Annotated in this window: 20 protein-coding genes; 4 read left to right on the top strand and 16 right to left on the bottom strand. The window is 63.4% G+C overall.

The features are described from left to right. Positions 1 to 105: 105 nt before the first annotated feature. The 8 genes from NL114_RS01135 to NL114_RS01100 form a co-directional block, all read right to left on the bottom strand. Positions 106 to 1962, bottom strand: a complete 1857-nt coding sequence (locus NL114_RS01135) for an alginate lyase family protein (RefSeq protein WP_254822975.1) — start codon at positions 1960 to 1962, stop codon at positions 106 to 108. Further along, the gene (locus NL114_RS01130; protein WP_254822974.1) at positions 1959 to 3179 is read right to left on the bottom strand and encodes a glycosyltransferase family 4 protein; all 1221 of its coding nucleotides are present in this window, start codon (positions 3177 to 3179) and stop codon (positions 1959 to 1961) included. Before NL114_RS01130 ends, NL114_RS01135 begins: the two co-directional genes overlap by 4 nt. Next, positions 3179 to 4462, bottom strand: coding sequence for a nucleotide sugar dehydrogenase (locus tag NL114_RS01125; RefSeq protein WP_254822973.1), 1284 nt, complete (start codon positions 4460 to 4462; stop codon positions 3179 to 3181). Before NL114_RS01125 ends, NL114_RS01130 begins: the two co-directional genes overlap by 1 nt. After that, a complete protein-coding gene (gene wecB, locus NL114_RS01120; protein ID WP_254822972.1) occupies positions 4459 to 5568 on the bottom strand; it encodes a non-hydrolyzing UDP-N-acetylglucosamine 2-epimerase in 1110 nt (369 codons plus the stop codon). The genes NL114_RS01125 and wecB overlap by 4 nt, the downstream gene beginning before the upstream one ends. Next, complete coding sequence (locus tag NL114_RS01115; protein WP_254822971.1) at positions 5568 to 6869, bottom strand: glycosyltransferase family 2 protein; 1302 nt, start codon at positions 6867 to 6869, stop codon at positions 5568 to 5570. The genes wecB and NL114_RS01115 overlap by 1 nt, the downstream gene beginning before the upstream one ends. 995 nt (positions 6870 to 7864) lie before the next feature. Continuing rightward, complete coding sequence (locus tag NL114_RS01110; RefSeq protein WP_254822970.1) at positions 7865 to 8980, bottom strand: DUF1616 domain-containing protein; 1116 nt, start codon at positions 8978 to 8980, stop codon at positions 7865 to 7867. A gap of 101 nt (positions 8981 to 9081) precedes the next feature. Beyond that, the gene (locus NL114_RS01105) at positions 9082 to 9567 is read right to left on the bottom strand and encodes a DUF8154 family protein (RefSeq protein ID WP_254822969.1); all 486 of its coding nucleotides are present in this window, start codon (positions 9565 to 9567) and stop codon (positions 9082 to 9084) included. Next, positions 9560 to 10240 carry a nucleotidyltransferase domain-containing protein gene (locus NL114_RS01100; RefSeq protein ID WP_254822968.1) on the bottom strand — a complete coding sequence of 227 codons (681 nt, stop codon included), beginning with the start codon at positions 10238 to 10240 and terminating at the stop codon, positions 9560 to 9562. Before NL114_RS01100 ends, NL114_RS01105 begins: the two co-directional genes overlap by 8 nt. 451 nt (positions 10241 to 10691) lie before the next feature. Between NL114_RS01100 and NL114_RS01095 the strand changes: the two genes are divergently transcribed. Beyond that, entirely contained in the window at positions 10692 to 14408 is a 3717-nt protein-coding gene (locus tag NL114_RS01095; RefSeq protein ID WP_254822967.1) for a DUF6517 family protein, read from the top strand. A gap of 46 nt (positions 14409 to 14454) precedes the next feature. Here the strand turns inward: NL114_RS01095 and NL114_RS01090 are convergent, their stop codons facing one another. Then, on the bottom strand, positions 14455 to 16644 hold the full coding sequence (locus NL114_RS01090; RefSeq protein WP_254822966.1) for a DUF4129 domain-containing protein: 2190 nt from the start codon (positions 16642 to 16644) through the stop codon (positions 14455 to 14457). Between the two features lie 111 nt (positions 16645 to 16755). Between NL114_RS01090 and NL114_RS01085 the strand changes: the two genes are divergently transcribed. Together NL114_RS01085 and NL114_RS01080 are read left to right on the top strand one after the other, a co-directional pair. Then, positions 16756 to 18312 carry a DUF58 domain-containing protein gene (locus NL114_RS01085; RefSeq protein WP_254822965.1) on the top strand — a complete coding sequence of 519 codons (1557 nt, stop codon included), beginning with the start codon at positions 16756 to 16758 and terminating at the stop codon, positions 18310 to 18312. Next, positions 18309 to 18683, top strand: coding sequence for a DUF8163 family membrane protein (locus tag NL114_RS01080; protein ID WP_254822964.1), 375 nt, complete (start codon positions 18309 to 18311; stop codon positions 18681 to 18683). The genes NL114_RS01085 and NL114_RS01080 overlap by 4 nt, the downstream gene beginning before the upstream one ends. Before the next feature lie 6 nt (positions 18684 to 18689). Here NL114_RS01080 and NL114_RS01075 read toward each other — a convergent pair whose 3' ends face one another. From NL114_RS01075 to NL114_RS01065, 4 genes are read right to left on the bottom strand one after another with little or no spacing between them, the layout of a single operon-like run. Continuing rightward, a complete protein-coding gene (locus tag NL114_RS01075; RefSeq protein WP_254822963.1) occupies positions 18690 to 19196 on the bottom strand; it encodes a DUF8154 family protein in 507 nt (168 codons plus the stop codon). Then, complete coding sequence (locus NL114_RS01070) at positions 19186 to 19875, bottom strand: nucleotidyltransferase domain-containing protein (RefSeq protein WP_254822962.1); 690 nt, start codon at positions 19873 to 19875, stop codon at positions 19186 to 19188. The genes NL114_RS01075 and NL114_RS01070 overlap by 11 nt, the downstream gene beginning before the upstream one ends. After that, entirely contained in the window at positions 19769 to 20245 is a 477-nt protein-coding gene (locus NL114_RS21850) for a PIN domain-containing protein (RefSeq protein WP_491543634.1), read from the bottom strand. Before NL114_RS21850 ends, NL114_RS01070 begins: the two co-directional genes overlap by 107 nt. Further along, positions 20242 to 20856, bottom strand: coding sequence for a winged helix-turn-helix domain-containing protein (locus NL114_RS01065; RefSeq protein ID WP_254822961.1), 615 nt, complete (start codon positions 20854 to 20856; stop codon positions 20242 to 20244). Before NL114_RS01065 ends, NL114_RS21850 begins: the two co-directional genes overlap by 4 nt. A 503-nt stretch (positions 20857 to 21359) precedes the next feature. Between NL114_RS01065 and NL114_RS01060 the strand changes: the two genes are divergently transcribed. After that, on the top strand, positions 21360 to 22334 hold the full coding sequence (locus NL114_RS01060; protein WP_254822960.1) for a DUF7982 domain-containing protein: 975 nt from the start codon (positions 21360 to 21362) through the stop codon (positions 22332 to 22334). Positions 22335 to 22519: 185 nt separating this feature from the next. On the opposite strand, the gene NL114_RS01055 is transcribed toward NL114_RS01060, so the two are convergent. The 3 genes from NL114_RS01055 to NL114_RS01045 are packed head-to-tail and all read right to left on the bottom strand — an operon-like array spanning position 22520 to position 24899. Next, positions 22520 to 23536 (bottom strand): AAA family ATPase, encoded by a 1017-nt coding sequence (locus NL114_RS01055; protein ID WP_254822959.1) that lies wholly within the window; start codon positions 23534 to 23536, stop codon positions 22520 to 22522. Further along, positions 23529 to 24620 (bottom strand): DUF4350 domain-containing protein, encoded by a 1092-nt coding sequence (locus NL114_RS01050; protein ID WP_254822958.1) that lies wholly within the window; start codon positions 24618 to 24620, stop codon positions 23529 to 23531. The genes NL114_RS01055 and NL114_RS01050 overlap by 8 nt, the downstream gene beginning before the upstream one ends. Then, entirely contained in the window at positions 24621 to 24899 is a 279-nt protein-coding gene (locus NL114_RS01045; protein ID WP_254822957.1) for a DUF8044 family membrane protein, read from the bottom strand. It abuts the gene before it with no gap. Between the last annotated feature and the right edge of the window lie 44 nt (positions 24900 to 24943).

Below are 24943 nucleotides of genomic sequence, written 5' to 3'. Positions count from 1 at the left end.
CTGTACACACGGGTAACGAAGTGTTGGCCAGTACCGAGTTATCAGTCACTTGTGATACTGGGACCATCCGAAGGTTACCATCGTCGAAGTTCCGTATACGGTGATTCATTGTATACAATTATCTGGTGACTGGTTTGTAGTGGGCTTAATATCCTCGCTAATCTGTTGTGATGAGATTGAAATACAAGTTCGTATCTCGCTACCTTTCTTGGCTGTTACTGAAATTCGTGGCCGCATCGTTTCGGTACCGTATCGTTCGAAGTACGGGCTTTCGGATTGCTCCACAGATTGATACCCCTCTACCTGAATTGTCGATAAAATACACTCTTCATTAGAAACAGTGAAGACACCGTGTCGGACCTCTTCTAACCCAATTGTCGGAGAAAAGTGGTATCGGACGGTGAAATGGCCCTCAGCTTCTGAGTCAACGCGATCCCTGATTTTCCATCCGTTGTTGGAGATTGAGACTTCTCGGTTATGAGAATATTCAGGGCCGATCCAGGACTGCTTTTTACACTCAGCTCGGACGAATTCTGAAGTATGGTTGTGGAGGTCAGTAGTGGCGCGTCTACCCATGAGATAGCTCCCCCCGATTGGAATTGGCTCTGCATCCTCAAACTGGGCCGTGTTGTGTGCGGCGATACTTCTTGAATATTGGCGTCGAGGTGTCGGAGCATAATCATATACGCCTGTATCGGTGAGGATCGGTGAGTTGCCAATCCAGAGTAGCACGCTCAACTGATCGTTATGTGAGTGTGCTGGGAGGTGGCGGGGACCGATGTCTCCCACATCAACGAGTACCGTACTATTTGTTGATGTCAACTTCAAATAGCCGGAGCCCTTGGGATTGTCAAGTGAGGTCTGTTGAGGAGCAATACCGCATTTCTCGGCATAGCTTCCACAGGCTCTCGCAGAAATCTGTTCTCCAAGCACAGCATCGTTCAGCAGAGGTATACGTCCTTCCGGCTCCGATATCGACTCAAGATGTCCGAGAGCCTGTTTGATAGTGCTCTGTAGCTGGTCTGTCGGGTAATTGAGATGCGCCAACAGTTGGTAGGCCGTGATGAATCGACGCAAAACCATTAGATGGTACATCGGACTCCGCTCAAAATGGCCTCCATCGGTCAAGAACTGTGTCTCACCGGCGTCTTCCAGAATGTCAAGCCCAATCTCCTTCCAACCGGTTTCGTGGGAATCGAAGAGCACACCAGCAACGACGAGCGCGATAGCGTTCTCTATCAGATGGTTTCCACCGACTTCAAACTCGATATGGTTCTCGAGGAACAGAGCGTTCTTGAAAATCTGGTGGTAGAGGCGGTCGTCAACCGATAGGTTCGCCTGCTCACACCATGCCGCGTACCGTGTCCAATTGAGGATTCGAAGTGACACGGAATGTGGTATCCACGATCGCCGGAGATACTTGGTATCGCCAATGGGATTAGTTTCCGCCCAAGAGAGAAGCCATCGCTGAAAGCGGTCATGGATGTCTCCAGCCTCAGACGGATCTTCGAATCCAAGTATGGCCCATTCAAGGAACTCGAAGGACTGCAACTTGAGACGCCAGAGTAACGGGAACTCATCTAACTGTTCATGATTCCAATCGATCTCGTCACCGAAGTTGATGGACCGGTTGAGAAAGGTCAGCTTTCCATCCGTTGCGTCATTCACCCGTTGCTGATACCGTTCACGCTCTGATTTACTCAGGCTATCTCGGAGGGTCCCTGAGTTTTCAGAAATCGGTCTGGGAGTGACGACCAGCTCATCTGGAATCCGTTGCTCGTATCGCTGGTCGAAGTCAATTGGTAGGCGTGGAATGATCGCATGACGAGCTTTTCGCTCAGCGATGCCTACCAACTGCCTCGCCTTCATATTCTTCGCAGTATGGTAGAACAGTGGCCAGTTGGACGGGTCAGTGAAGAACGAGAGGCGTCCCTCCTGAGTTTCTTCGTCCGACTGATTCACGCCGCGCCCACCTCTTGTAGGGTGGCACTCAACTTCTTTGCGACGACCCCTCTGTCGTAACGCTCAATCATATGCTGGCGGCTGTTCGTGCCGAATTCTGCCCGCTTTTCGTCGTCGGCAAGGAGCGTCTCGAACGCCGAAGCTATCGCATCCGGATCGTTTGCAACGTGATAGCCACCGCCCGATTGTTCGACGAGCGTCTCGATTTCTCCAATACCCGTTGTTACGACAGGTAGTTCGTACGACATGTATTCGTACGCTTTCGTCGGGACAGCATATTCGAGGGACTCGTCGGACTTGAGCGGAGCTATTCCGATTATTGCTTCGTCGAGAATCTTCGGTACTTCTTGTCGCTCCACGAGTCCGGTGAATTCGACGGATTCATTCAGTCCCTCTTCCTGGACTAGTTTCTCGAGATCTCCTTTGATATCACCGTCGCCGACGATTTTCAATTTCGCATCAGGATGGTCTATCCGGGACATCGCTCGGATACAGGATTCGAGGTCCTGGGCGTGTCCGACGTTACCGGTATAGACAATCGTTGGCTCTGAAACGGACCCGGTGGGCTCGAATTCGTCAGTATCGACTCCATTCGGCAGGTGGACAATTATGTCCCGGTCGAGACCGTACTGTTCGGCCAGTTTATCTCCCAGCACTGACGTGGTGACTGTGATTCGGTCAGCAGTTGACAGTACCCAACTTTCGTAGCGACGACTGATTCGTTCGGCGAGTCCACCTTCCTCAATGAATCCGAGGCCGACAGAAGCGTCGATCCAGAGGTCACGAACATCGACGAGCCACGAGGTCGAACTGAAAAGCCCGAACGGAAGACCAGTAATCCCGGTGAAAATCGGCGGTGAAGAAGTAATAATCGCATCTACCCCCCGATGATTCAATAGTAACCAGATGAGTGCATGGAGGGGGAAGAGAAGATAATACGCCATGCGACTAACGAACCCTGGGTCCTCCTCAGTGGGTTGCCAGGCCCAGAGATTATGCACTGTCACACCGTCGTTTTCTCTCGTCATCTTCCGTGACCAGGATCGATCGAACTGACCGTGGGGAAACGCTGGAGGGGGGGCTAGAACGGTCACGTCCCACCCCTCTGTTACCAGGTGTTTCGCAGTGTCGTGGATTCGAGATGCGTTGCCCGATTTATCAGGCGGATAGTGCTGTGAGACAATGACGACAGACTGGGAATCTTTCCTATCAATCATCAGATGGTCACGACATCGAACCCAGCTCTCTGCCACTGCGTATCATCAATCATCGCTCGTGCGTCAACTACGACTGCCTCATCGGTTTCAATCTGCGTCGGATCAAGCGTTTCGTACTCGTCGTGATCCGTCGCGATTACAATCCCGTCTGCTTCGTTGAGCACATCGTCAAGTGACTCTAGCTGGAGGGTCTGATCGATAACGTGCGGATCGTGCAACATCACCTCTACGTCGACGCCTCCATCAACGGCCACTGCTTCGGATTCTTCTCTAGGAATCGATTGTAACTCCCGTGCCAGTTTCAGTCCTGGGCTTTTTCTAGTATCACCGACATTCCCCTTGTAGGCAACTCCGAGAATGGCAATTTTCTTTCCAGCTACCGTCCCCAACCTCTCGTTAAGAATCTCGATTATGTACTGGGACATCCCATCGTTGACTTGCCGTGCTATTTCGATTAGTTCGAGCTCGTCGGAATTTTGCCCCAAGAACCAGGGATCGATTGGCAAGCAGTGACCACCGACTCCCGGCCCCGGTTGTAGGAGATCGACTCTCGGATGCTCGTTGGCGAGGTCGATGGCCTCTCGAGAATCAATGTCGTAGTCGTGTGCCAGCTTCGCGACTTCGTTGGCTAGGGCGATGTTCGTATCCCGGAACGTATTCTGAATTAGCTTCACGAACTCGGCTGTCGTCGCGTCCTGTGTCGTTCGGATATCGGCTTCTACGAAGGAATCGTACAGACGGACAGCTGCCTGTGTCGAGACGCCATTGACCCCACCGATAATTCGGTTATTCTGTCGAAGCTCTGTGATTATGTTACCTGGTAAAACCGTCTCAGGACAGTGAACTAAGGCGAAGTCATCTCCGGCTGTAAGCCCCGATTCTTCGAGAACCGGCTGAAGAACGTTGACAGTCGTTCCAGGAGGCACGGTCGATTCGAGAATGACCGTATCTCCTGCTACAAGGTTCGGGACGATAGCTTCGCCAGCTTGTTCGATGTAGTTCAGGTCAGCTTTCTTCTTTTCGTCATCGAAGGGCGTCGGCACACAGATGATGTGATACTTCGCCTCAACGACCTCCTCTACTATCTCCAACTGGCCCGACTCGAGGGCTTGCGTGACGAACGCTCGTAGGCCGGGCTCATCTAGGTGGACTTCACCACCACGAAGCTGTTCTGTGACCTCCTCGCTGGTGTCATACCCGTAGACCTCGTGGTCGTAGTTAGCGAGCATCGCCGCCGTGGGGAGGCCAATGTAGCCCAATCCGTGTACACACACTGAACTCATCGAGTCACCTGCTGTTGTTTTGCTGTCACTATTTCGAGTATCCGGTCTGCAGCTTTTCCATCACCGAAGGGATTCTCCCATTCAGTTGGCCTTGATAGCATCGTCTGTGACTTCTCCTGTATCGATTCAGTATCGGTTCCACTGAGCAGGTTCGCCCCAACATCTACTGTCTCAGGACGTTCTGTGTTGTCCCGAAGCGTCACACAGGGTACCCTGAGTACGCACGCTTCTTCCTGCACTCCTCCGGAATCGGTCAGTATCAGACTTGCGTCTGCCTCGAGCCTGAGAAAGTCCAGGTACTCCTGCGGTTCTGTCAGTTGAATCCGGTCGGGCACGTCGATCTCGAATTCCTCAATACGATTCTGCGCTCGGGGGTGAATCGGATAGATGACAGAGACGCCGTGTTCCGCTGCCGCCTTGGAGACACCTGCGAGAAGATCGCTGAATCGCGTCTGATTGTCGACGTTCTCGGCACGATGAGCCGTCATGAGGAAGTACTCCTCATCAAGCAGATCCAACTCAGAGAGGATGTCACTCTTCTCGCGTGCGAGTTCACGGTTTCGGTAGAGCGCATCGACTACCGTGTTACCGGTCACGTAGATATCTTCCTCGGGACGGCCCTCTTGGAGCAAGTATTCCTTGCTTTGCTCTGTCGGTGCGAAGAGATAATCAGACACGTGGTCAGACACCACCCGATTCGTCTCCTCGGGCATCTCCCGGTCGAAACTACGAAGACCAGCTTCCACGTGTCCCAGATCAGCGTCCAGCTTACTCGTCGCGATAGCTCCCGCCAGTACAGAGTTCGTATCTCCTTGCACCAGAACCGTATCTGGTTGTCGATCCATCAGATACTCCTCAATGCCTTCCAGCATCTCACCCGTTTGCTGTCCGTGTGAAGCTGATCCGACCTGAAGGTTTAGATCTGGAACTGGAAGCTCTAATTGGTCAAAGAACACCGAGTCCAACCCGTCGGAATAGTGCTGCCCGGTGTGCAGCACAGAGAACGGTATGTTGTGTTCTTGGCAAGCTCGAATAACGGGAGAGAGTTTGATAATCTCAGGTCTTGTGCCGAGGATTATCACTATTTGAGGGGCTTCTTCTCTCATTATTCGGACCCGATTTCGGCAATCATGTTTCCGATCCGGTTCAGCACCAGTCCTATGAAGAGTCCCAGGGTCCCTAGAATAGTCAAGAATCCACTCACGAGGACCTTAGCTGGGAAAAATTCACCCGTGGCTCTGTATACCAGAATTGCATCTACTCCATACAACGCACCAACCCCGAAGAAAACCAGTCCCGGTAGTCCGAAGAAGAGTAACGGGTGCCGGTCACGCACTAATGTCAGTAGGAACGTCACCACACTCAGGCCATGCCGGAGCGGGTTCTGGGTCTGCCCGTCGATCCCGTCGTATCGAACGTCGATGGACCGTTCCTCGATATCCAACCCCTTGCTTGACGCCTCGCTGATCATCTCGGACTCGACGCCGAACGACTGCGAGTTGAGTTCGAGTTCTTCGACGGCCTTCGGGGAGAACGCACGGAAGCCGCTCTGCGAGTCCGTGACGTTCGTTCGAGAGGACCCCATCGTCAGCATATCGAGCACGCGCTGTCCGAACCGGCGATACCGGGGGGTTTCGTCTTCCCCGGAGTCCTCCAGGTAACGACTTCCAACCACTAGGTCCGACTCTCCCTCCGATACCGGGCCAACCACCTGCGGAATATCGGACGGGACGTGTTGCCCGTCACCGTCGATGAGGACGAGTGCATCGAACGACTGTCCGGCCACATGGTCGAAGAGGGTCTGCACGGCAGCCCCCTTGCCGGAGTTCGACTCGTGTTCGATGACAGTCGCTCCAGCTTCGCGAGCGACCTCCACAGTCTGGTCTGTACTCCCATCGTCGACGACCACAACCTCGCTGGCGTACTCGCTCGCCCGGAGAATCACGCTCCCGATGCCGACCTCCTCGTTGTACGCCGGTATCCCAACAACAATTTCTCCTTCCTCGTCATGAGTGTTGGCACGGACACCTTCTACGAAGTAGTTCGCCTGTTCCCTGAGTGCTGCCTCGCTTGCTTTGAAGTCGACCTTCGTCCGGAGCTCATCCTGCACGATGACGCCTGGATAGCCGGTACTTCGACCGATTTCCACGAGACGCTCTGTTGGTGAGACATCCGTTTCTGACGCGTGTTTCAGGACCTGCGCATCCAATTGATTAGCAAACGAGAGTGACTCTTCGGTAACACCTGCCGTCGGAACAACGAGTACATCGTACTCGCTCTGTTGTGCTCGGAGCACTGCATGGGGCAGATGCTTCGAGTTCTCTGGGGTCACTACAACCCCGACTGCAGGCCGATCTGTTGCAAGATTCGACTCTACAGCGAGTGTAGACTCCTCAGTGCCCGACATCTACCGAGCCCCCCATTTCATCTCTCCCCACGGTTGTGGGTGAGCGCTCTTCAGCGTTTCATCCACCATGCAACACTCCCCCCGACATCAGCATATCTTCCCATACATGTGCGATTATTTAAATCACGCTGCCGTAATTCTGGGACGGCAGTTCCGCTCATTTGTCTGCTACTACTGTAATGGCATAAGGATATGGTTCGGCGCATACCCAATAACGGGTAGGTCCGCATCGAACGGGTGTTTCTGCAATCTTACCCTTATCTAGACCTTGCTAGCGGTTGTGGTACCCCGCTGGAATCGGTCACGTTCACCCACAGATGCACCTATCGATACGCTCCGTCTACGTCGGGGCAGGTGGTTCCTCCCCCTCGTACAGTAGCTACACCAACCGGGGATTGTTTCCCGTCATCGTCGGCTCCACCGAGTACTGCTGAATCCACGCCTCGGTACTCTCCAGCGACGTTTCCAGCGTCAAGAGCCGTTCCTCGTGAACCGTCGTGTGTACGACGATGCCATGGCTGTTCCCCGACTAGACATGCGAGACGTACGACGTGTACAACTCGTTCTGTCAAGACGGAGTCCGAGGCTAGCGAGAGGAACGTAGAACGGAACGAGTACCGAAAAATGGCGTCCCTTTTGAGGACTGTCGAACCGCCAGTACCTCACCTTCAGTCGGCGCCCGATGAGGGCTGTTTGCAATCGATTCCCCAACCCCCCCAATCAGCGAGTGTCCATGACTCCGCTTACACGGTGGTCGCTTCCGGGAGCGGGTTTCCGCAGTTCTCACAGAAGTCCTCCTGCCACGGGACCGTGGCCCTTGGGTCCCGCTCGTCGGGAGGACAGTCACATCTCACCATCGGGTGAATATCCGAATCAAATTGGAATGAAATTGGTGCCGGGTATTTAGGGCCATTTTTGTATCTCTCGGGAGAAAGTGATGACGCGTCCACGTATCGGATACCAGTACTTGCGGGCGTCGGGAACAATCCGCCACCCTAGTCGGCACTCGAAGCCCGGCTGAGAACTTCTCGGGAGTCGCTCGTCACGTTCACCCACAGGTGGACTTCCCGATACGCCTCATCCACACTCGGCTCCGGTGGCACTTCGCCCTTGTACAGCAGGTACGTCAACCGTAGGTCCTCACCAGCCATCGTCGGCTCCACGGAGTGGGGCTGGATCCACGTCTCGTTGTCCCCGAGCGTCGTCTCGAACGTGCGCAGGCGCTCCTCCTCCAGCACCCGCGTCTCATTGTACACGGGCGTCACCGTCCCGTTCGCCGAGCGCACCCGTGACTCATTCTGCACGAACGTCACGTTCTGCAACATCACCACGACGCTGTAATCCACGGTTTCGTGCTCGTGGTTCCCGATTCCGACCACCAACTCCCGAGGCTCCCCGCGCGTGAACTCCGTGGGATACTCGTCCGCAACCAGGTCGCCCGTCTCGTTCTGGGTCAGTAGATACAGCTCGGAGAACGACTCGCCCTGCTTCGGAACCGCAACGGCGTACCCCACGCTCGACACGGCCAGCACGATACTCAATACGAGCACCACGTTCAACACAGCATCAGCCCGGTCATCCGGCTCGAGCATCTCCTCGCGACCGGCCGCCCACCACTCGCGATACGGCACCGCGAACCGCTCCTCCTCGGGTAACTCCCACCGACGAACCGCCCCCACGGCCACGGCCACGAGCGTGAACCCGCTCACCGAGACCATAATCGGCGCCAGCCGGATGCCCCACGGCGTGAAGTTCAGCACCAGCCCGATCAACGGCACGACGGCGATACTCAGCCCGAACGAGAGCGCGACCCGCTCGATACCGTCGATGCCACCGTCACGCGACCCTTCGACGTCCAGGTCTCCCTTCTCGTCATCGTCTCCGACAGGCCCCTCCCCAGCCTCGGGGAACAGCGCCGCGATGAAGGCGTACCCCGGAATGAACAGTACGAACGGCAGTCCCAGCACCACCCGCAGCGGCGTCTCCCGGACGACCGGCGCGAACACGACGAACACTGTCAGCCCGACGAGCAGCGAGACGGCCGCCAGGTCCGCGGGCAGTCGCCGCAGGGGCGCCGGGAGCAACAGCCACGGGTCGCGCCGTTGACTCATCTACCGGTCGCAAGCGAGCGAGGACCAAAAGCCGGTCGGTCGCTCGGCAGCACAGCCGGGTCCGGATGTACGAGCTCGATTCTGGATTGATACACACGTACTCAGCAGATACACTCGTGGCCCTGTCGAGATCGGCCGACGATGTACGCATGGATTTCGCAGGCGAGCGCATACATCGCTTCGGCACGGTCCGCTGAGGCAAGGCCATCCTGATAGTAGGTCTTCGCTCGGTGTTCTCGCCAGAGGTCAGCAAGATCCTCTGCTATCGACTCAGCGAAAACGCCTGTGGCTGCCGCCTCCTGATAGACGCCGGGGTGCGTTCCGGGAAGACCGTCAGGCTGCATCGTCCCCCGTTCAAGCAACCGGAACTCGACTGTGCGTTCGATAGCGACGAACGAGGCCTCGATCACGAGCGTGTAGTAGTCGGCCTCTCGCAACGCCGCGGCCCCGGCGAGCAGTCGGCAGGCCTTCCGCAACTGGAGGAGTGCTGCATCCGCCACGTCGAGCCCGGGTTCGATCTCAGTCGGCCGCCGGTCGAACGCGGCCTGTACGTCGGCGATGAGTTGCTCGATTCGCGTACTACTCATCGGACATCACCGACTTTCGAAGGGAGTCGAGCTGTTCACTTCCGTACACCGTCACGCCCTCCGCGAAGATCTCGCGGAGTTTCGACCCCGCTCTGTGCGCACTCTCGATGGATTCGACGTATGGTTCGAACGCGAACCGGTCGCCATCGAACTGTTCCTGCTGGAGTTCGGCGACAACATCCGTGATACGACGGCGGGCTGTCGTCCGGTCGCCATCCACGACGACGAAGCAATCGATATCGCTCCGACGGTCGGCCTCACCGCGGGCAACACTGCCGAAGACGATGATACCGAGAAGTTCGTCGATATCATCAGCATCGGCAATCGCATCCTGAACACGCTCCACGAACGCTCGAATCGGTGCGTGGAACTCGGACTGTGGGACCGCGAGGATGGGGTCGTCTTTCTGAAGTCGGTCCGTATCGATAGCGACGTAGTTGCGTTGCGGTGTTTCCCGGATTCGTACGGCGCCGATATCGTCGAGGAGATCGACGGCCCGCCATACCGTCGACCGGGTAACGCCGGTTGCATCGACGAGCTCCGGGATCGTGAATTCCGTTTCGTGGGCGTCGGCTAACAGCCGGAGGATATCGTCTGCGGCTCCGACGCGAAAGACCTCGGCATCCCTCTCTGGATACGCATCGATACAGACTGTTATATCTCGTATCGTCATTGTTCACACTATCTGATTCTGTGCAACGAGGTATAAAGAAGTGGCGCCGGCCGAGCTGCTGTTCGAGTACCCCGTATCAGTCGTCTCGTCTAGACCCCGACGGGCGCGTCGACGGTACCGTTCGAGGCGGTGTACTACGCGAAGGCGCCACAGCCCATATCTGGCGGAGAGAGTCGGGTTTGCGGTTTCGATCGTCGTCGGTGTCTACACTTCCTTGAAACGCGTCCATCGATGCACCAGTCCCGAGCGAACCAGCCGACCCACCCAGTAACTATCACGCACGTAACATACGGATTCTTATACGATAGCTCGCTTGGTACCGTATGCCATTGCGAAGGCGTCCACGCGAGCGACCGGGGGGTCACGCAGCGCCGGGGGGCGATTCCGACGGCCCGCGCCAGCGGGACCGGAAACGGACGGGGCGACGACAGCCGTCGCCCGGGGGGCGGTGATGTCCAGCCGTCGCGTCGCCACCCTGCTTGTGGTGGCCCTGGTGCTGACCAGCGGCTGTTCGTTCCTCGGCGGTGACACCGTCGCGTTCACGGCGTCGCCGGCCAGCGTCTGTTCGGACACGCTCTCGGCGACGGGCTACTCGACCGAGGTGTCGCGCTGGGAGAACCAGTCACGGAACGTGACCGTGGCGGGACAGACGCGGACGCTGCAACTCGACAGCTACGTCTCTGGCTACGAGCGGATCAACGCGAGCGGGCAGACCAGGGGCGGGTTCGCGCTCCTCGCGACCCCGAAGGCGTCGGTCGCCGGGCAGGCGGCCAATCCCGTCGGCGGCATGTCCGCCCGCGATATGGTGTCGACCCTGTCCGCCGAACTCGACCAGTACGGCGAGCTGTCGGACATCCAGCGGCTCGGCACGGACCAGGTGCGCGTCCTCGGGAGCGAGACCACGCGGACCCGGTTCGGCGCGACCGGAACCGACGACAACGGCGACCCGGTCGACGTGGAGCTGTCGGTGCTGCGCGTCGAGCACGGCTCGGACTTCGTCGTCGTCGGGAGCATCCACGAGCAGTCGAACCCGGGCGAGCGCGAGCGCCTCGACCGGCTCCGCGGCTGCATCGAGCACGCGGACGCCCAGCCGACCGATGCGGGGCCCACGGCCACGACGACGACCGGCCCGGACGAGAAAACGCCGACCGACACCGAGACACCGGCTGAGGCACAGCTCGCGACGGGCTTCCACCCGCCGCAGGTCGACGGCATCCTCTACGGTCACTCCGGCCAGCAACTCGAAGAGGGGTCGGCCGCCGAGTGGGCCGACGGCTCGGTCCGGTCGGTCGCGCTCCGGTCGGCCGACGGCGAGCGGACACTGGAGGGGAAACTCTACGTCAAGGAGGTCCAGGACCGGCTCTACGTCGCCCTCTCGGCCCCGTCCGTTGTGGAGTCGACGCCCGGGCGAATCGCCGTGCAACTCGACCGCGACGGCGACGGGGAGCTGTCGGCCGGTGACGTTCGTCTCCTCCGTACCCCCAGCGACGGTGACGACGCCAGGGCCAAGGAGTCCGGCGCCGGGGTGCGTATCGAGGTGTTCCGCGATGGCGACTGGGTGGCCACCGACAGCGGCGCCGGGGCGCCCGTGGCCGCATCCGCGGCCGTGTCGAGCGGCGACATCGGGAGCGACACCGACACCGGATTCGTCCTGGAGGCCTCACTCGACCGGCGGCACCTCGAGGAGGTGGCTGGGGCGGTCGATGCGGAGAACGAGCGGACCGGCGTGTGGGTCGGCCTGGAACTCGAAGGGGAGACCTACGGCGTCGAGCAGATCGACCTCAGCGACGAACTCACCGGGAACGGCTACCTCGATTACCGGGTCAGGCCGCGCCTGCAGTTGCCCGAGGACGAGGTCGGCGTCGACCACATCGAGGTGACCCAGAGCGTGCAGACGGCCAGCAACTCGCTCCGGCTCGTCCGCGAGAAGGAGACGCTCGCCCGGGTGTTCGTCACGCACGACAACAGCGACGCGACGGAGGTGACGGTCCGGCTGACAGGGTACGATGTGGGCGGCGGGACGGTCCGCACGCTCGGGACGGAGACGACGACGTTCGATGCGCCGTCGGGAACGCCGGACCGCAACGACGGCGACGACAGCGCGAACGTCGAGTTGCCGGCGAGCTGGACCGACGTAGAGGACCTCCGGCTGGAGGCCCGGGTCTACCGGCTCGGCTACCTCGACCAGACGCCCGCGGACAACAGCCAGCAGACGACCGTCTCGTTCGTCGAGACGTTCGACCCGAACATCTACTACGTCCGCCCGGACGTGCAGAGCGGCGCCGGCACCTCGCGGACCACGACGGCGACCGCGGACGCGGCCACGGCATCGCTCGCGGATACGTATCCCGTCGCGGACCCCACGTTCATCGAGCTCGCGGCGTCGAACGCCGACTTCGAGGGCGCGAGCACGAGCGAGCGAATCAACGAGCTGAACCGCGTCACCTTCGGGCTCCTGTGGGCGTCGGCCGCAACCACCGGCCCGAACTCGCCCGCCCGGCCGACGCAGGTGTACGGCTTCACGCCCGACTTCGCCGGCATCAGCGACCCGGCCTGGGACAACGGCGCCTCGTACGCGTCCATCGGTGGCCCCACCGGGTCGGCCCACCGGCGGATGGTCATGGCCCACGAGATCAACCACAACCTCGGCGATAACGACTGGGGCAAGCACGTGGGCAACCGCTCGGCCAACCGGTTCGCGAACGGCTGTACGGCCGGTGCCGACGACGAGTGGTCGAGCATCAACCCGACGAACACCTACATCCAGGAGGTCGGGTGGGACCCGTCGGTCGGCATCATCCCGCAGCAGTTCCCGGAGTTCGAGAGTTACTGTCAGATCTGGGAGGTCCGGAGCACGGTTCCGGGCTGGTCCACGAACGACCCGCCGCAGTGGATCAGCGACTACCGCTGGAAACGCCTCGCCGACCGCTTCACCTCGTGGGACGACAACCCCGCGCACCCGAACCTCCGCAGTGACGGTGGCTCCGGGTCGGCCGAGACGGCCGCCGACAGCGCGTCCGGGCGCAAACTGCTCGGGCGCGAACGGCCGACCGCGCGGCTCATCTCGGGTGTCCTCTTCCGGGAGGGCGGCGGTGAGTTGCGCCCCACCTTCGAGCAACCCGGCCGCGTCGGGCCGGAGATTCCCGGTACCGGCGTCGGGGTCGGCGCCGGCGTCGAGGACCCCCACGCCGTCCTCGTCGTGCAGTACGATGACGGCAGCGAGCGCGAGATACCGCTCGCGGGCCGGTTCGAGGACGGGCTCGAGGAGTACGGCGACGAGCCCGCGCGGCCGTTCACGGTTCCGGTCGCCGACAACGGCACCGTCAGCAGTATCACGCTCGTCGACTCCGACACGGGTGAGCCACTCGACCGCCTCGCCCCGACGGACTTCCGACTCGAGGACGCGTCGTTCGACCTGCCCGAGCGCTTCGGCCGCGACCAGCCCACGCCGGTCGCGGTCGACCTCGCGGCAGAATCCGAGGGGCCACTGTACACGCAACTCCTGTACACGCCGGACGGCACCACGCTCTACCCGTTCAGTAGCGTCCGGACCGACGGCGAGTTCACGGCCGCGTTCGACGGCCTGCCGGGCGGCGAGCGGGCGCGGTTCGTCCTCCTCGTGAGCGACGGGGTCGACACCCGGTTCGTCACCAGCGACCCGTTCACCGTCGAGCCTGCTGCGCCGGACGTGCGCATCGCCCGGAACGAGCGCTACGTCGTCGAGGGGCCCGCTCCCGAGGACGAGCAACGGGAGCGCCGACAGCTGCGTGACGACGGCGGGTCGAGCGACCGAGCCGGCGAGGAGGTCGGCGACCAGGACCTGACGACCCGGCGGGTCGGCGGGCCGGTCCGTGCGGTCGCCGGCGAGTCGGTCTCGCTGTCGGCCTCGACGCGGGACGAGTGGGGCCGGTCGCTTCCGGCGTCGGCGGTCAGCTGGCAGGCGACCGACGAGAACGGACGGACCGTGGCCCGGCAGTCGGGCACCCCGTTCACGCACCGGTTCACCCGACCGGGGACCTACGAGGTGACCGTCACGGGCACCGACCCGGACACCGGGCTGTCGGACACCGACACGATCCAGGTGATCGTGTCGGCGCCGCCACTCCCGGACGCCGGACAGGTCGACGAGTTAAACGCGGCCAAGGAGGAGGCGGCCGACCAGGGCTGAGCCGCCGGCCCGCTCCCTCGGTCGTCCGCTCGCGACGCCACACTTCTCAATCGTCCGCAGGCTCCGTGACCGAGCCGCCCTCGCGCTCCCCGAGCGCGTTCCGGACGGCCTCGACGACGGATGCTGCCTCGCTCTCGTCGGGCGCCCGTCCCGCGAAGCTCACCTGCTCGAACGCCTCGGTCACGTCACGCAGTGCCTCGAGTTGCGCCTCGGACAGCCCGGCCTCGCTGGCTCGGCGGTAGAACTCCCAGTGCGTGACCGACGACCCCTCCGTGACGGGCAGCCCACGCCGGACGGCCGCGTAGCCCGACAGCACCGCCCGGGCATAGGCCCCATCCGAGAGTGCCTCCTGTACCGCCTCCACGCCAAGTCCGTGGCCCCCGCCGCCCACCGTGCCACCGTCGTCGCTGGATTCACCGGAGTAGCCCGCTCCCACGGCCGCGTCGTCGACCGTCTCGCCGCCGTCACGCCGGCGGAGGAGCACGAACACACCGGCGACCAGCAGGATGCTCAGGATGCCCCCAGCGGCCACCACGGCTGGGTTCGACTCGACGAATCCGACGGCCCGACCGAACGCACCCTCGGACGATGCCGTCCCCCCGCTCCGCATGGTGAGTTGCTGCCGGACGCGAGCAGCCTCCAGGTTCGTTCCGGCGCCGTCGAACGCGACGACGACGCCCACCTGCTCGCTCCCGGTCGCCGGGAACGACGCGTTCGGCACCGTCACCGTCCCGCGGTAGTACCCGGTCGCGTTCGTCTCGATGGTCCGTACCAGTCGCCCGTCGACACGGACCTCGAGCTCCTGCCCGGGGACGCCCTGGCCGTCGGCCTGCAACCGGCCGACCACCCGGACCAAGCGCTCGCCGACGGCCGTCTGTACGGCCCGCGCATCGAGGGCCGTCTCGGTCGGCGCCACCCGAACCGAGCGGCGGACGGCGTCGACGGTCACCGCCCGGTTCCGCGTCGCCCCCGCGACCGTCAGCGTCCGGTCACCCGGTGCGATTCCGGCCGGAAGCCGTGACTCCAGCACCGCGGCGCCCGTCGCGTTGGTCCGTGCCTCGCCGAGTGTCCGCCCGTCGACACGGAGCCGAAGGGGTACACCCTGCAGGTCGATGGGCTCGCTCCCGTCGGTCGTGACGCTCGCCACGGCCCGCACCCTGTCGCGGTATCGGAGCGACCCGGGTGTCTCCCCGACCGAGAGCGTCGCACGGACGCCTTCGACGGTGGCGTCGACGGTTTCGTTCGCCGGGAGATACACCGAGGTCGCGGGCGGCCGATACCACACCGACAGCGTCCGGTCGCCGGTTCGGATGGTCGTCGGCCGATAGGTCAGCCGGTACGATCCGGACTCGTCGACGGTGACTCGTGTCCGGTCGACGACCCGTGACCCACGCCCGGGGCCGGTCGCCAGCACGACGCTGCCGTTCCGGACCATCGTCCCGTTGGCCATCCGCACCTGCCCCGTCACGACGAGCCGGTCACGGGCCGAGACGTTCCCCTGGGTCTCGCGGGTGGCCGTCACCGTCGTCGGGACGAACACCGCCGTGACGACCGTGTTCGTCGTGTTGGTGACGTTCGCCGTCACGGCCGCCGTGTTCTGCCTGACGGCCACGAGCGAGACGCCGGTCTGGTTGCCGATGTCGTTCGATGTCCGGGAGACGTTCGTTCCGGTCCGCTGGATGCTCCCCTGCAACTCGAGCAGCTCCCGCGCCAGCCGCCGTGCCCGAGTCGTGTTGCCGTTCCGTCGGGCCTCGCGGTACTCACGGTAGGTCTGCCGGAACTGCTGTGTCTCGTTCGCGAACTCCTGTTGCTGTTCCTGGAGGTCGCGGTACGACTCGGCCGACTCCGAGTCGTTCTCGGTGCCACCGGCATCCCGCCCGGTCACGTCGACGTACTTCGACAGCGCGTCGCTGTAGCTCCCGTTCAACTCCTCGCACGCGTCGTAGTTCCCGATGCGGATGCCTTCCGAGCAGTCGACCGTGATCTCACCCATCCGGCCGGCGAGCTGCCCGCGGACCGCGGCGAGGTCCCCGTTCTGGTCGGTCTCTTCCGGGTCGCGATGCCGAACCGCCGTCGTGTTGTTCTCGGCCTGGAGCGCCCCGACATGCGAGTCGAGGGCAGCGACCTCGCCGGGACCAGCGCCACCCGAGGTGCTCGCTCCAGCGGCGCTGACGGGTGGGACGATACTCGCAAGCGCGAGCGCGAGCACCAGCACGAGGACGACACGACGGCGCACGTTCGTCCCGACCGTGGCCCCAGGGCATCAAAGAGGCTCCGCCTCGGACTGGACCCCTCGCGAGACCCGGAGAGGGAAGCTTTCAACTCCTCCACCCCTTACCACGACGGTATGCACGCCACGCGCCGTGCCTGGGCGGTCGCCGCGACCGCACTCGTGCTGGCCGCACTCGCGGTGGCCTTCGAGCGGCCGCTCCTCCTGTTCGCCGGCGCGACCGTCGGCGCGTGGCTCCTCGCACACCAGTATCTCTTCACACACCGTGCCGCGACACTCGACGAACGCCTGACCGTCGAGCAGTCGCTCGCTCCCGGCCGCGTCGCGACCGATGACCCCGCGACCGTCACCCTCTCGCTCACCGCTCCGGATGGCAGCCCGCTCGATGTCCACGCCGAGGGGCGGCGCCCCGTCGCGGGGCGCGCGGTCGATGACGCCGACACGACGCTCGAACTGAGTCGCGGACAGACGGACGCCAGCACGACGTTCGGCGTCACCGTCCCGGTCGCCGGGGCTCACGCCGTTCCCCAGCCCACGCTCCACCTCGCGGACGGTCGCGGGCTCTTCCACGAGTCCATCGAACGCGGCCCCACACCTCGCCTCACCGTCGAGCCCCGCGCCCCCCGGAACGTCCACGTCGGTGTCGGCGGCGACTCCGTCGCGGCCGCCTACGGCGAACACGACGCTGGCCGCATCGGCTCCGGCCTCGAACCCGCGGAGGTCCGCAAGTACATCGCCGGCGACGAGGCCAAACGCATCGACTGGAAGGCGACGGCTCGCCTGAACGAGCCCCACGTCCGCGAGTTCGAGGCCGAAACCGACCGGACGACGGTACTGCTCATCGACCACCGCGCCACAACGGGCCTCGGTCGCGACGGCCAGCGCGTCCTCGATTACCTCCGCGAGGTCGCCATCGCGTATCTCGAGAGCGCCCGCGAACTGGACGACCCCCTGGGTTGCTACGCGGTCGGCGACGAGGGAATCACTGTCTCGGAGCCGCCGAACGCCGATCTCGACACCTACACGACCATCCGCGAGGCCCTGACCGGCCTCGAACCGACCGAGGCGCCGAGCGGCCACGGCCGGGCCGACAGGCCGCGGCGAGAGGCACGAACGCCGGCCACCGCCCGACGAGACGCCGTCCGGCTCGCCGACGAGGAGACGCCGTTCGCGTCGACGCTCCGGCCCTTCCTGGAGACGGCCGACCCGTACGTCGAGCGGGTGGATGCGAACCCGCTGTTCGCGGCGACCCGGAGCCGCCTCACCCGACTCCGTGGCTCGACGTGGACGGTCATCCTCACCGACGACCGCGACCGCGCGGAGCTCCGGGAGGCCGTCAAGGTCGCCCGTCGGGGTGACGACCACGTCGTCGTCTTCGTCGCGCCGCGCGTGCTGTACGAACCGGACGCGATGAGCGACCTGGAAGCCGCCTACGACCGCTATCTCGACTTCGAGGAGTTCCGGCGGAGTCTCGCCGCGCTCGACAGGGTCGAGGCCTTCGAGGTCGCACCGGGCGACCGCATCGGCGCGCTCCTGGCTCAGCAACAGCGACGCCGGCAGGCGTCCGGCGGGGCGGCCGGAACGTCGGGCGGCGAGCCGACGGCGAAGATGGGACCACCACGAGACGGCTCCGATGGTGGTCCCACAGCCCCGGGCCCGGGTGATGGCCGATGAGCGCGGAAGGTGCGACCGGCCGTCGAACGAGTCGGATCCCGCTGTTCGGGCCCGTGTTCGCGGTGGTGCTCTACTTGGCGGCCGTCGGCATCCTGCCGGGTGCGCCTTCGCTCCCGGTGTTCGGTGCACTGGTTGGTGCCTCGCTTCTCATCCTCGCGTTCTCGTTCGCCGGCACAGGGAGCGCGCTCCGGACGACGGTCGCCTGCTGGGTGCTCGCACTCGCACTGTTCGCCGTCGTGTGGCTGGCCCAGCGCGGCACGGACAGTCTGTGGCTCGTCGCGGTGACGCTGGTGGCCGTTGGCCTGCTGGTGGGCTACGGGTTGCATCGATACGAACGGGTTCAGCTGGGGCTGGTTTCGGAGGAGCCCTGAGAAGAATCAGTCCTCGCAGTTGCACCTACTCTGCGCGTCTGCGAATTCGACCATGTACCGATGGACCTCTTCGGCGAGGTCGTGCATCCCGTGAGCGAAATCCCGTCCTGGCCGATCGATATCGTAGTAGAACCGTGACCGGTGCTCGGAGCGGAAGGCATCGATTCGCCCTGCAACAGTCCTCTCGGAGAATACGTTTCGTGCTTCGATGTCGTCGAACACGTCATCGTGCGTTCGGTAGTCGGACGACTTTGCTGAGGTCATCTCAACGAGATAGAACTGGAGGGATCGCTCGATAGCGTTGAACGACAGCTCGACGATACTGATGTAGTTGTTCGTCCCTTTGCGGAGTTGCCGACACGTCCCGAGCATGGCACAGGCCTTCCCGAGTTGGATATCTGCATCGTCGGTAGCCCGCTGCCACGAGAGCGAGTCCTGCGCTGGTCCCATCTCACCATCTTCGAGTAACTGTTCGACATGTTCCAGCGCTACGACGACATCGTCAAGCCCCATCGCCAAACACCTCGTCTTTCACGGCCGCTAGTGCGGCGTTTTCTCGCAGGGTCAGCCCCTCGGCGAGGATGTTCTCGATTCGGTCGTGGCCCGGAGCAGATTCCGAAGTCTCCACCACTATATGTGCTTCGTATCGATCTCCGTCGAACTGCTCATCCGCGAACTCCTGCTCGAGCCGATGTGCCGCACGCTGTGTTCGCATCCGGTCCTCGTCGACGACGACGAACAGGTCGATATCGCTTCTCCGATCTGCCCCACCCCGGGCGACGCTGCCGAAGAGAACAACTCCGATATCGTCCGCTATCAACGACTCGAGTCGCCTGAGGAGTTCTCTGATTGGTGCATGGTACTTGGATTGCGGAACGCTGGTCACCGGGTCGTCTGGCTTGAAGAGCATTCCAGACGCAGCCCGCACCGCGTTTGCCCTGCCGGATCGGTCTACCGTGACTACCCCGAGTGCTTCGAGTGTGTCCACGGCTGAATTGATGCCACTCATCCCACGCCCGGTTACTCGTCGAAGTTCCCGGTTCGTGAACGACCGGCCCGGATTGTCGACGAGCAGATGAAGCACGTCAGCCGTTGCGCCGTGTCGGAACGCCTCCCGATCGCCGAGGGGGACTGGGAGTCGCACGTATGCGCTCTGTCTGTCGGCAGTTTTCCGAACCGCATTGCGGTTCATGAACCGTTATACGGTTCGGAGATAAATAGTGGTATCGGCTGTCCGCTTGCCCGGCCATGTTTCTGGATGCCTGGGCCCGTCTCCCGGACAAGCGCTTCCGTGTGTACCGCTGGACGCTATCCATCGTCCTTGAGACGAGCGAGTCAGTATAGTTCAGCGAAGGGGCGACTTGCACCCACCCCTCCGCTATCGCGGTGTCGACGTGCGAGTCCTCGGTATCCGAGGCGGTCAGCTCATCGTAGATGCGTTCGGGGAGCATGAACACCACGCCGTTCCGCCGGGCGAAGGTCCGGACACGCCGGTATCGCTCGTTCTCCGGCCCGCCGAGGGCGGCGATGAATCCCGTGTCCGCGACGTGGGCCGCACTCACGGCTCGTCAACGCCCTCATCGTCGATTGCCGGCTCCTCGGCGGCAACCACGTTGTCGAGTGAGGCACCGGACGGTTCGATGTCGAAGTGCTCGTGGACGACCGGACGGAGCGCCTGGAGGATGATTTCGGCAGCAAGCGGCGAGATATCGAGGTCGCGGGCCATCAAGCGGTGGGTGACCGTCCCGCGCTCCCGGTCGAGAGCGTACTCGAGCGCCGTGGCGAGGCCGGCGATTCCGTGTCGGTCGATGTACGTATCGATGTCGGCGTCCGTCGTTCGCCGTCCCACCGCGTCGACGAGTGCCGGAGTGATGTGATACTCTCCCGCATCCGTCCCGGTCGTCACCGTCAGGTCGATCGGACGGGCAGTGTACGTTCGTGGCTGCCCCTCGTCGTCCACCTCGAGAACGCCAGCCTCGGTCAACCGGTCGACATAGGCGTATGCGGTTCCCTGCGGAAGTTCGAGTGCCTCCATCAGGTCCTGTACGCTGGTCGTATCCTCCCGATGGCAGTGGGCGTACACCTGCGCCAGCCGCGGCTCCTCTAGCAGTTGCGCGACCGAGAGGAACTCCCCGACGACCTCGCCCCCGGTCCGGTCGGTAGCTCGTGACATTGATGAGTCGTAGTTACAGATTACCGTGAAGCTGTAAAGATTTTGTGCCGCTGGCCAGCAGAAGGAGTCGCGGGGCGTTGGAGGTCGTGTCGATGCTGATGCTGTCCGGTGTCGTGAAGACAGCTCGCCCGGCTTCGGTGACATCCTCCCACGACTGCTCGTGGGCTTCTCGAGGTTCCTATTCCCGTCGATTCGGATGGGTGGGAATCTAAGGTTTCTGGACAGTCAACCAGTGGCTCTGCCACGAAGCCGTTACTCATACCCCGTAGAGGGCTTCGAGTTACCTGTTTGTTTAACGACTGTCGGCGTGGTCGGCTTACTTTTTGTTAAGGCAAACGCCGAGTCAACTGCCAGTTCCCCACGCACGAGCCACATACGGCACAGATTGGTACAAATTCGTCGGATTCACCCTACGACTGAAGTCGTGGGTTTTCTCCTCGATTCTCTATAAGTGGCATCTCCCACTCACGGACACTCCGACTGGGACTCGTTTCGGAGGAGCCATGAGTCAGGAGGCGGAGACGGGAGACGAACACGGCATGTCGGGTGCGCTGGACGAAAACGAGCGCGGTGAGGCCGATGACGACAGCGGTGCCTCCGACCAGACCCCAGCGGCACAGGACGACCAGCCCGACCGCGCCACGCTCGCCGCGCAACTCGACCTGCTGCAGGAGGAGAACCGACGGCTTCGCCGCGAGTACGCCCGTGCCCGACAGCAGAGCTATCGCCGGACGGCGCTCGGTCTCGCGCTCGTCGGCGTCGTCGCGGCCGGGGCGGGCGTCCTCTTCCCGGGTGCCCGGACGGTCCTGTTCGCCCTCGGCGCGACGGGCATCTTCGGCGCACTCCTGACCTACTATCTCACGCCGGAGCGGTTCATCTCGGTCAGCGTCGGGGAAGCCGTCTACGGCACCCTCGCTACCAACGGGACCGCATTGCGCGACGACCTCGGGCTCGGGGACCCGATATACGTCCCACGCGGGGCGAGCGACGACGTGCGGCTGTTCGCCTCGCAGGCCGACGGTGGCGGCGGTGACCCCGAACTTCCGGCCGGAGCCGCCCTCGAGCCCGGCTTCGTCATCACGGACACCACGCGCGGCCTCGCGCTCGTCCCGACGGGTGACGCGCTGTTCGACGAGTTCGAGCGCTCGCTGACGGGCCCGCTGGCGGACGCCCCGAGCGCGCTGGCCGAGCAACTCGCCGACGGCCTCGTCGAGCAGTTCGAACTCGTCGACGGGGCCGACGTGGATGCGAGCCACGAGCGCGTCACCGTCGGCATCTCCGGGTCCGCGTACGGCGACGTGGGACGCTTCGACCACCCGGTCGCCTCGTTCCTCGCGGCCGGCTTCGCCCGCGGCTTCGAGGTGCCGACCGCGGCCGAGGTCACGGAGGCGGATGGTCGGGCGGACGTGGCCGTGACTGTGCGACCCGCTCGGGAGGAGGAGGCGTTCGAGACGGACACTCCGCCCACAGACCAGTGAGGGTGGCCGTAGTCAGCGTCCAGTGAGGGATAATCTTCCCCGTATCCGCCGATTATCGCCAGTCCCGGCGGCCATTATCGTGATAATGATTATCCTGATAACGACCTGCTCGTACTGCGGTAAACTGGTGGTGACGTAGGGGAAGACAGCCCGGAAAAGTCGAAGCTCGTTGTGCGCGGCGTCGCTTACCTCTCGACACCTGACCCGCCGTCGCTGACCGCCTCCTCCTCGCCTCCCTCCGTCTCCTCCAGCATCCCCTCGGCACTCGGCGGTGCCACCGACGCGACCACGTCCTGCACCACCTCGCGTGCCGTCATGTCGCTCAGTTCCGCGTCCGTACTCAACACCAGCCGATGCGCGAGGATGGGCTCTGCCAGTGCCTTCACGTCGTCGGGGATGACGTACTCGCGCCCCTCGATGGCGGCCTGTGCCTTCCCGGCGTTGAGGAAGGCCAGCGTTGCCCGTGGCGAGGCACCGTGAGCCGTGTCCGGACTCTCACGGGTCGCCGCGACGAGGTCGAGGATGTACTCCTTGACCGGCTGCTCGACGTGGATGTCGGTCACGGTCTCGCGGGCTTCCTGGAGGCCCTCGGGGTCGATGACCTGCTCGACAGCGTCCGGGCCGAGCCCCGGCTCGCTGTCGAACCGGTCGAGGATGGCCGACTCCGTCTCGCGGTCGGGCAGGTCGACGGTCAGTTTGAACTGGAAGCGGTCGCGCTGGGCCTCGGGCAGCGAGAACGTCCCCTCGAACTCGATGGGGTTCTGCGTCGCGACGACGAAGAACGGGTCCGGGAGCGAGTGCGTCTCCCCTTCGATGGTGACGGTTCGCTCCTGCATCGCCTCGAGCAGCGCGGACTGGGTCTTCGGCGTGGCGCGGTTGATCTCGTCGGCCACCACCACGTTCGCGAAGACGGGGCCCTTCTGGACCACGAACTCGCCGGTGTTCTCGCGGTAGACGTTCGTCCCCGTCACGTCGGCGGGCAGCACGTCGGGCGTCATCTGGATGCGGTTGTACTCCAGCCCGGTCGCCCGGGCCATCAGGTTCGCCATCGTCGTCTTCGCCACCCCAGGGACGCCCTCCAGCAGGACGTGGCCCCGCGTCAGCAGCGCGATGGTCAGGCGGTCGACGGTGTCCTCGTTGCCGATGAGCACCGTGCTCACTTCCTCGCGGACGGCCGCGGCCACCGACGCGGGGTCAGTCATCTGCGCCACCTTCGCCGCGTTCCGTTGAAATCCCTTGCGCAATCCGCCGGATTCGCGACTCGTCCCACTCTGGGTGTTGCTCGCGGAGGTACGCCACGAGGTCGGCCTCCGTCACGGGCGGGGCGTCGGACGGGCGCTCGTCGCGGAGCCGTGCCGCGATTGCCCCGAACCGACCGAACAAGCCGGCACCCCACGCACCGACGAGGCCGACCGCGAGGAAGCCGACGGCCGTCTGCAGCAGCGGCGCGTTCCGGACGGTCACGAGCGCGAGCGACAGCGGCGGCAGGTCGGCGGTGTGCGAGAAATCCAGCAGCAGCCGGTCCTCGCTGGCCACGAGGTTGCGAGCGAACCGGCGGTTGCCCGACCGCTCCAGCATCGTGTTGATGAACACGCTGGGGTCCGAGACGACCACGACCCGTCCCTGGCCCACGCGCTCGACCGTCGCGACCGGTCGCGAGGCCAGCCGCTCGTCGTCGTCCAGTTCACCGTTACCGTTCGTGTCCAGATACGCGAACCCGGACGAGCGAACCAGCACGGTCGTGTTGCCGTCGCCCGGTTCGACGACGCTGCCGTAGTTGAGCGTCAGGCGCTCGACACCGCGCGTCAGCGTCTCGTTGTCCGTGACGTTCCGTGCGACCGGCATCGCTGGCGAGCGGTAGTTGTGGCGTTCGTCCCGGAGGAGCGTGCCGTTGACTCGTGCCGTCGCGCCGACGCCGCCCAGGAGTTCGTTGCCACCGGCCCCCACGTCCTCGGCGACGACGAGCGTGCCGCCGCGGGCGAGGAAACCACGGATAGCCGCGAGGTCGCGCTCGGAGTAGGAGCGGTCGGGCGCGAGGACGACCGCGACCGTCCCGTCGCCGGCGCCACGATACTCGCTCACGTTCCGAGCGACCGTCGTCTCCGTCCCGGCCTCGTCGGCCACGGTCCGGAGTTCGGAGGTCCCCTCCCAGCCCGGGTTGTAGAGCCCGAACGCGGCCGAGGAGGTGCTCGCCGCGACGACGACGCCCAGCAGCGTCGTTGCGACGAGCGCCACCAGCAACACGCGGGGAACGTCCCACTCGACGCCCAGCAGTTCGCGCGCCATTCAGCCGAACACCCCCGGCGGCAGGATGGCGAGGATGCGCCGCACCACGATGTAGCCGAAGACGACCAGCCCCAGCCCGATGAGCCACTTCAGCCGCGAGCGCCACCGCGGCGTCACGTTGAACGGGGCCGTCAACTCGACCACGACGAGGAAGCCGATGAGCGAGACGACGAAGAACAGTTCGTACGAGAGCGACCCGAGCAGCGACAGGGCCAGCACCGTCGCCAGCATCCACGCCAGTTGCGCGTGGACGAACCGCTGTCGCCGTCGGGTCGCCATTGTGGGTGTGTTCGGGGGAGGGCGTTAGAAGGTGTCGGGCTTCG

The sequence above is a fragment of the Haloglomus halophilum genome (assembly GCF_024298885.1).
GTDB classification, from domain to species: Archaea; Halobacteriota; Halobacteria; order Halobacteriales; family Haloarculaceae; genus Haloglomus; species Haloglomus halophilum.
This window is presented reverse-complemented; position numbering and strand designations above follow the sequence as displayed.